Source organism: Vibrio zhanjiangensis, from assembly GCF_030161235.1.
Classification (GTDB): Bacteria; Pseudomonadota; Gammaproteobacteria; order Enterobacterales; family Vibrionaceae; genus Vibrio; species Vibrio zhanjiangensis.
Map to the genome: position 1 here is coordinate 24,418 of NZ_BSPW01000023.1, position 8,953 is coordinate 33,370.

Here is an 8,953-nt window from a genome sequence, read left to right on the forward strand (position 1 = left end):
CTACATAATAACAAAGAAACCAACTTACGGCAGCCATCATACATGTTCACTCCGATACAATTCCTACTGAGTGCCAGTCGACGTAATAAACGCTTGATAACTATCATCTACGATATTTTAGCAGCCATGGGTTCACTCTACTTTGCTATCGCTCTACGCTTGGATAGTTTCTTATTCCCAATAGGCGTAGAAGAAGCGGCAAGCCTTATAGTGACTGTTGGAGTGACTATTTATAGTTTCGTCAGGCTTGGAATGTATCGTGCTGTGCTCAGATACATGATGTTACCTGCTGTTGGGCATATCTTTCTCGGCGTATTTTTTTCAGCGCTAACACTTGCACTTAGCAGTTTCTTTTTTCAATCATTTATTCCCCGTAGCGTACCATTTATCTATGCAGGTTTAGCCATTGTTATGCTTGGTGGCCCTCGGATTTTAATTCGTTCAATATACTATCACCACTACAAGCGTAAAAAACCAAATGTATTTATCTATGGTGCTGGTGCCACAGGTCGAGAACTTGCCAATGCATTGATACAAGGGGACGAATATCACCCTGTGGCTCTATTGGATGATGACCCAACAAAATCTGGACAGATTATGTTTGGAATACGTGTTTACCACTCTAGTGAATTTGATGATCTACAATCTCTTTACCAACCCGTGAAATTATTACTTGCCATCAACAATATCAATAAAGGCAAGCGCCTACGATTGGTGGAAAAACTCTCACATTTGCCTATCGAGGTACAGTCGGTTCCATCAGTGGAAGATATCGCTGCTGGCAAAGCCGCCGCTACTGATGTTAAAGATTTAGAGGTTGCCGATTTACTGGGCCGTGCTCCTGTCGACCCAGACAAGGATCTATTAGCAAAGAATATCAAAGACAAAAATGTTCTGATCACAGGTGCTGGCGGCTCTATCGGCTCAGAATTATGCCGCCAAATCTTAAGGCAAAAGCCTAAAACGCTGGTGCTGTTTGAGCTAAATGAGTTCAACTTATACAAAATTGATCATGAGCTTAAAGCCATGAAAACAAACCTTCAGCTAGAAACGAGCCTGATTGCAGCCTTAGGGTCTGTACAAAAAGAAAACCGTCTCACCAAATTAATGCAAGCTCACAAAATACACACAGTGTATCACGCAGCAGCTTATAAACACGTTCCTTTGGTTGAAGACAATATAATCGAAGGGATTCGTAACAATGTTTTTGGAACCCTAGCCTGTGCAAATGCAGCCATTGCAACCGGAGTGGAAAACTTCACCCTCATTTCCACCGATAAAGCCGTAAGACCCACTAATATAATGGGAGCAAGCAAACGCATGGCAGAATTGGTACTGCAAGCCCTCGCTGATAAGCAAAATGACACCACTTTTACAATGGTACGCTTTGGCAATGTACTGGACTCTTCAGGATCTGTCGTTCCTCTATTCAAACAGCAGATACGCTGTGGTGGTCCGGTCACGGTTACTCATCCTGATATCATTCGCTACTTTATGTTGATCCCTGAAGCGGCTCAATTGGTGATTCAGGCTGGAGCACTAGGTAACAACGGTCAAGTCTATGTTCTGGATATGGGAGAACCAGTTAAAATCCTAGATTTAGCTAAGCGCATGATTCAGTTAATGGGTTTGAGAGAATATAGCAAAGGCAATACGGAAGATGGCGATATAGAGATTAAATTTACAGGCCTGAGACCAGGAGAAAAACTCTATGAAGAACTTCTAATTGGTGACAATGTTGAAGGGACAGGACACCAAAAAATCATGACCGCAAGCGAAGAAAAGCTCTCATGGTCAGAGATGGAAACGCTACTCGAAGAATTAGATGCCTACTGTCATAACTTTGATGTAGAGTGTATTGTGCGTATACTGCTTGAAGCCCCGACGGGCTATAAACCTAACAACGAATAAGTAAGGCGACGGTTATGAATGTTTATATATCAGTCGTCAATCACGGCCATGATGAAATGATTATCACTAATTCAACTCTGGCACTCCTTTCTAAGCAGTTCAAAGTGATCTTGAAATCAAACACCCCACCTTCAGATAAACTAAGAGCCTACTGCATAGAAAATAAGATCATTCTTCTCCACAACAACAACAAAAAGGGCTTTGGCGCCAACAATAATGAAGTATTTAACTACGTAATATGCGAGTTCAAGCCAAGCAAGAAAGATTATTTTTTGATACTTAATCCAGATGTTGAAATCGATACTCAGAGTATAATTAAACTCGTTGAACAAGCCCAAAAACATGATGCTGACATTTCTGCAATCAATTTATTTACCGACCGCTCATTAAATTCATACGACAATTCTATTAGACGATACCCTAGACTCCTTTCCCCATTAAAATCGCTACTTGGTATCAAACGTAATGACATATATGATAAAAACAATATAAAAAAACCGATAAAAATTGAGTGGGCTGCCGGATCATTTCTACTATTCAAGATCGACTGCTTTGAACAATTGCATGGTTTCGACGAAAAGTACTTTATGTACTTTGAAGATGCAGACATTTGTACAAGAGCTAATCAAAATGACTTTGATGTCTATTACTTTCCTGACATCAAAGCCATCCATTACGCAAACCACCAAAACAGAAAGTTATTTTCTAAGCATTTTATTTGGTATGTATTTAGTGCTTTATACTATCAGTATAAAGCGCAATAGTTAGGTTAAGCTAAATGTATTAAAATAATAAGATCTCAACATCACCCAGCCCATTTACGAAAAAGTAACTCAAGTACATAGCAAACAAAGAGTACAGCACTAAGATAAGCGTAACCAAACGGTAGTTGAGAAACCTTGAAACAAGTTTACGGTCATAGAACAACAAGATAGAGAAGATCGTCAGAATGATATGAGGGACCATTCCAAACCGTGTTTCGACAGCTACCAACGCATTCACACCCAAAAATGAGATTAATATCACTAAAATAAAGTATTCAAACGATCTAAATTTATATTCCATATATCCACGTACTAAAGCATAGACATAAGAAAATCCCAATACCGTAACTACACTCGACATAATTTGATACCAAGAAATGATATAGTAACGCTTCTCATTAACATATGTATATAGGAAGTCATAATTCAGCGAGTTAAATACATGTGAAAACATATGAATAAGTGAATAAGGGAACTCTTTAAGATAGTAAATCAATCCCATAGATGAATATTCTTTTATTTGATCATCTGATAGCCAAGAGTCATACTTAACACCTTCCGCTATCCCATCTATATAATAAGTACCATATTTTGAGTACATTAAACCCCAGGTAAACTGCTTGGTTCCTAATCCACCTGATGGTAGAAATGAAAAATCTCCAAAAACTTTCATATTAAATATAACTTGAGGTATGAAAGGTATAATGAAGAATAATATAGAATAAAAAATTAGCCTTTTCTTCAAACCTAATTCTATTCTAAGTTGGAAAAACAAAATACATATCGATAGTATAAGGATCAAATTAGCAGGTCTTAAAAGTATTAGAGCCGAAAGGAGAAAAGGTATAGTAAATATATACACTCTATTATTTGCATTATCATTCAACAATAGCGAACAAATGGATATTAACATTATAAAAATAGGAAAAACATACATCTCGGTGAGAGGTAATGTATATATTGTAGCCAGTAGCGGGTTCAAAAATAACAGTAGAACTATCATAGATGATAACAGAATATTGCCGAATCTAATATTCATTGCATAGAGAAATATTAGTGACGAAAAAAAAGTCATCACTAAAGATATTATCTTAGAAAAAAAGAGAAAATCAGTGATGCTATATATATAGTCTACAGCAAAAGAAGATAGAAAATACGGATAGAGATAATTTCTTACGTCAGAACCCGGATGTAAATAAAAAAGACCATTTTTATCGATAGACTGGGCAATATGAATATATTGATAGACATCACAACAAAAATCAGGAAGATGATCAGAATATACTGTCACTCCTAAAGTGCAGAGAAACGGTACGAAAATAAAATAGATAAGATTGTTATTTTTTATCATTTTCAAAAACTCTTACACTGAATTGAGATATTGTACCTACATTTACACTAGGATCAATTCTAAGCCCATTCATAAATAGATTGCTGGGTAAAGTTAAATAAATATCAACATTGCCCTTTTTAATAGAAATTCGCATAGTATTTGAATAATGATAATAATTTTTACCATCATTTTTAAAATACAAGTCAATAAAATCATCTTGTGAATAATGCCCTTGAATATTTATCTCCATAAAGCCATCTTTTCTTTCTATATCTGGGAGAACTATCTGGGAATCATCATTCTTTAATTCCAAAGTAGAATCAATTTTTAAGTTTATATTCTTATAATCTTGAAAAGGCATCCTTTTACTATCAAATATTGGTTTTTGACTAGATCCATCTCGAAATCGACTTACATAAAATATTATTGATTGAGGGTTATAGGTTACAGAGCATGAATCTATATTAGTCAGTGACAATCCATTCTCATCCTTACATAGTAAATTTATTTGAGCCTCTGTATAATCGGATACTTTTATAACTAAAATATCATCGAAAAATCTAATAGAGTTTGGATTAGGCCATGATGGCATGGAACGAATACTATCAAGATTAGGTTTAACGTATTCAAGCTCAGCAAACTTAAAATTTTCGAAACCTAAAGTATTAAATAAAGTAGCAATATTTAAAAGCTCATTTGCACCCCATTTAAAAAAACTTCTACCTACATTTTCCACTTCTCGATTAAATTGATTTGACCCTTTATCAATATATCCAACTAGATGTACTTTTACTTTTTCACTAGAAACCTTTGTATATTCTCCCTTATTAAAAATATTAGATAGCATCATCTGAGCAGTAACTCTATCATTTTGCCATGCATTTGAAGATATAAACATTAGTTTTGAAAGAGATATATAATTATTTGCAAAAGCAACTATAGATAAAAATATTACTATAATGTATAGCTTTCTTCCCAGTTTAGTCATATACTCTAATAAAATAAATACAAAAAAGGCAATTACAAGTGGTAATGCAAGCAATGTTCTTGTTGGTACATTTTGTAAAGAGAGAAGATTTAGTAGTAAAGGAGAAAAGATCAATAGTGGAATAATGATTATACAAAGCACAGAATTGTAATTCTTTAGGCATTTGTAAGAGAAGATCATAAAGCCAAAGAAAGACAGCATTACAATTGAATAATTTTTCGAAAGGAATATTCTTTCATCAAAGGTATAATAGTCGAATGAGGCATGTACTAAATTATACAATAATTTATAAATATATTGTATATTAAGCTCACCGCCTGCAAATCCTGTTATATATCCACTATTAGATGTATTGTAAATAAGAAAAGATATCTTTACTGTAATTAAATATAATGATAAACCCAACAAAATCATTAAAAATATACGAGAAATCACTTTAATATTAAAATTGACATTTCCGCAAACAATAAAGATACACACCATGCTCAGTACAATAGTTATACTTGCTTGATATAGAGCAAGGGTAACAATCAAAAAAAGTATGCCTATAATATTTTTGATTGCATTACTGTCAATTATATTTATCACTGCTAAAACACAAGTTAAATATATTGGGCCAATAACAAAAGATATTGTACTAAAGTCAATTAGAAAAAATAAAGTCGGGTAGGACAGAAATATTAGAAGAAATATTGCCACATTTAACTTATTATCACACAATTTTAGCTGGCTAATAAGAAAAAGTAAAGAGAGGCCAGAAAAAACCAAAGATGCATAACCACCCACCATTGGGAATATTGGATTAGGAGAATACCACTTTGTCAAATAGTACATTGCCCAGCGGCCTTGCCTCAACCATTTTATATCGACTAGGCTATGGGAAACTCTTTTTATCTCATCATATGTTAATGGAAAGGAAGAGAACTCATAAAAATAAATAATTATTGGGGCCAATAAAATTAGCAGAATAATATAATAATTGTCTCTATGAAAAATATGCATTACTTAGTTCTCATCCTAGATAACAGGACCTTAAGGGCACAGTAATTATATAAGCTTGTTATAAATATAACAAAAAATATAGAAATTCTAGTTTGCATCTTATAATAATCAAATAGCCCCATTACAAACATCCCCAATATCAGAGATGATAGATATATTAACGATGTAATAGAAACTGTCTTAAAGGTTATTGCGTTACCAAAAACATATTTTGGATAAGCAATAACAAGAACAATAAAGCCAAGAGACCAAGACATTGCATAAGATAATGCTGGACTTATAAAATACAACAGCACTTGATACAGAACTAGTGTGAATATTGTATTGGCAGCCCCTAAGGATACAAACCGAGATAAACTATTTTTTTGAAACGTAGTTAATAAACTCATCATAGTTTCTAATATAATCACCGTCCTCATACAACTCAGACGCATAAACCATTAAAACAGCATCTCTCGAAAACTTGTATTGTATACCCCAGACACAATTGGGAATATGCAACCCAAAGCAAGGAGAATCAAGTACAATTTCATCGCGATCCTTTCCATTGTCGACAACAACGGACAAACTACCGGCTACAGCAACCAACACTTGATGACAAGCAATATGAGCATGCTCACCACGGACCTTGTCTGTTTCAACAGAATGAACAAAAAACGATCGCTTGGGGCTGAATGGTAGATGTTTCTCGTATTCACAAACAACGAGGCTTCCTCTCATATCTTCATAATTAGGAAATTCAATCAATTGACTTCCTTGAACGTTGAGTGCTTTATTTTTTGGATCAGATTTTACTTTCTCACCCAAATTGTTAGTATTATAGTTGATGATCTTAGCTGGATTTCCAATAACCGTCGCATTGGGAGGAACGTTTCTTGTGACCACAGATCCTGCACCTATCATCGATCCTTTTCCTATAATTAAACCAGGCAGAATGGTAGCATTGGCACCAATAGAAGCTCCATCTTCAATAACAGTTCGAGAAAACTCTTCAGGGTAACACTTTGATCTTGGGTACTTATCATTAGCAAATGTAACGTTAGGACCGATAAAAACATTATTACCAACCCTTAAACCATCCCAAATTTGGACACCACACTTCAATGTCACGTTGTCTCCAATAACAACATCATTTTCTATGAAAACACCATCACAGATATTTACATTCTTCCCTATTTTTGCGCCCGGTAAAACATGTGCAAATGCCCAAATCTTTGTTCCATAGCCAATATTTTTAGATTCACAAATAGCTTTATCATGTATAAACATTTTAATTCTTCGTAAGTTCTATTTTTTTATCGATAATATAAAGAGGCCTTTTTTTCGAGTTCTCTAAAATACGCCATAGATAACATCCCAAAATACCTTGCCCTAATATTGATGCACTTCCAAATAAAGTTATTAGGATACTTTGTGAAGTAAAACCTGGCTGCTCGATCAATCCAAACATATATGCTAAAGATATAAAAAATATATACATTAGTGATAGAAGTAACCCAATGGTCCCTATAACAAGCAGTAGCATTATTGGCAAATCTGTATACGAAAATATGCTATCGAGCATGTATCGTACCCGCTTTCTAAATCCCCAAGCACTTTTCCCGATTTCTCTCTCTCGTCTCTCATATGGAACAAATGCTCTGCGATAACCTACCCAAAACAGTTGAGCAACTAAAGAGCTATTCCTTTCCTCTATACTTAGAACACTATCTCTAACCTTTACGTTACAAGCAAAAATATCAACACCACCGGAGGGAATTTCAGATATCACTAATCTCCTGTAAGCACCCCAAAAAAGCTTTGATAAGAGCTTCTTCCCATAAGGGTCTTTGCGGCTAACTCTCTGACCAAAGCAAATGTCTGTCTTGCCTGTCTCTAGAGTACTAAATAACTCTAGAATGAGTTCAGGAGGCTCCTGTAAATCTGCCGCCATTACAGCAATAAACTTACCTTTTGCTTCTCCCATTCCAGCCCTGATTGCAGTAAAAGAGCCGTAATTCTTACTAAGAGAAAGCAAAACGGAGTGATCTATATTTTTAGTTGCCTGATCCAGAATAACTTGTTCACTATCATCGGGGGAGCCATCAATGACAAAAATAAACTCACATTGCCCCGAAAGCCTTTGTTGGAGATTCTCCAGTGCTAGCAAAAGGGGGGCTATATTTTTCTCGTTTTTATAAATAGGCAAAACTAGTGAGTACTTAACCATCTACCCACCTTGATAATAACTCACAAATGTAATCAACTTCTTCGTCTTTCATTGATGGAAAGCATGGTAATGTCACTATCTGTGATTTTAGCAGGCTTGAAATTGGTAAATCGAGTTTGATGCCTTGGTTCCAAGCAGGCTGTTCTGAGTCCAATATGGGATAATGGATGTCAGCTAAAACACCATTTTGTCTCATATAGTCAAGAAACCGCTGTCTTTGTTTTGTCTTCAAAACCGCTAGGTGAACTACGTTAGATTTATCAAGAGTAGTATAAAATTTAAGATTTCTATTTGACGAAGCATACCTTGTATAAATTTGTCGTCTCTTCTCATTCCAAGAGTCTAATTTATTAATTAAACGCAATAATATAGCAGCTTGAATCTCATCCATTCGGGAGTTCTGTCCACCACTGGTGGTAATATTATACTTCGAACTCCAACCATACTGTGAAATCTGCTTAATTCTGTCAAAGTATACCGATGAGTTAGTTGTAAGAGCACCAGCATCACCAACCGCACCAAGATTCTTAGTCGGATAAAAAGAGAATGTGGCAATATCACCAAGTGAGCCCACTTTGTTGCTTCCTACATAGGCACCATGAGCTTGTGCACAGTCTTCTATAATGGAAACGTTATCGTAACCACAATCGTCGAGCTTTCTTCTTAGTTTATGTACATCTACTGAGAAGTGGCCCCCGATTTTCGGACATGACTTTAAGTGATTGATCTGTTTTGATAGTACCCAG

The 8,953-nt window shown here is 35.3% G+C and carries 7 protein-coding genes; 2 read left to right on the forward strand and 5 right to left on the reverse strand.

The annotated features are described in order from the left end of the window. Nucleotides 1-42: 42 nt before the first annotated feature. Nucleotides 43-1,911, forward strand: coding sequence for a nucleoside-diphosphate sugar epimerase/dehydratase (locus tag QQK21_RS06720; RefSeq protein WP_284191432.1), 1,869 nt, complete (start codon nt 43-45; stop codon nt 1,909-1,911). 14 nt (nt 1,912-1,925) lie between these two features. Further along, nucleotides 1,926-2,675 carry a glycosyltransferase gene (locus QQK21_RS06725; protein ID WP_284191433.1) on the forward strand — a complete coding sequence of 250 codons (750 nt, stop codon included), beginning with the start codon at nt 1,926-1,928 and terminating at the stop codon, nt 2,673-2,675. Between the two features lie 19 nt (nt 2,676-2,694). Here QQK21_RS06725 and QQK21_RS06730 read toward each other — a convergent pair whose 3' ends face one another. The 5 genes from QQK21_RS06730 to QQK21_RS06750 all read right to left on the reverse strand — a co-directional run. Further along, nucleotides 2,695-3,348, reverse strand: coding sequence for a hypothetical protein (locus tag QQK21_RS06730; protein ID WP_284191434.1), 654 nt, complete (start codon nt 3,346-3,348; stop codon nt 2,695-2,697). A gap of 664 nt (nt 3,349-4,012) precedes the next feature. Continuing rightward, nucleotides 4,013-5,998: a glucosyltransferase domain-containing protein gene (locus QQK21_RS06735; RefSeq protein ID WP_284191435.1), complete on the reverse strand. Its 1,986-nt coding sequence runs from the start codon at nt 5,996-5,998 to the stop codon at nt 4,013-4,015. Between the two features lie 357 nt (nt 5,999-6,355). After that, nucleotides 6,356-7,267 (reverse strand): WxcM-like domain-containing protein, encoded by a 912-nt coding sequence (locus tag QQK21_RS06740; protein WP_284191436.1) that lies wholly within the window; start codon nt 7,265-7,267, stop codon nt 6,356-6,358. A 1-nt stretch (nt 7,268) separates the two neighbouring features. Then, the gene (locus QQK21_RS06745; protein ID WP_284191437.1) at nt 7,269-8,207 is read right to left on the reverse strand and encodes a glycosyltransferase family 2 protein; all 939 of its coding nucleotides are present in this window, start codon (nt 8,205-8,207) and stop codon (nt 7,269-7,271) included. Then, nucleotides 8,200-8,953: DegT/DnrJ/EryC1/StrS family aminotransferase (locus QQK21_RS06750; protein WP_284191438.1), on the reverse strand; the 754-nt coding region annotated here is incomplete at its 5' end. The genes QQK21_RS06750 and QQK21_RS06745, both read right to left, overlap by 8 nt.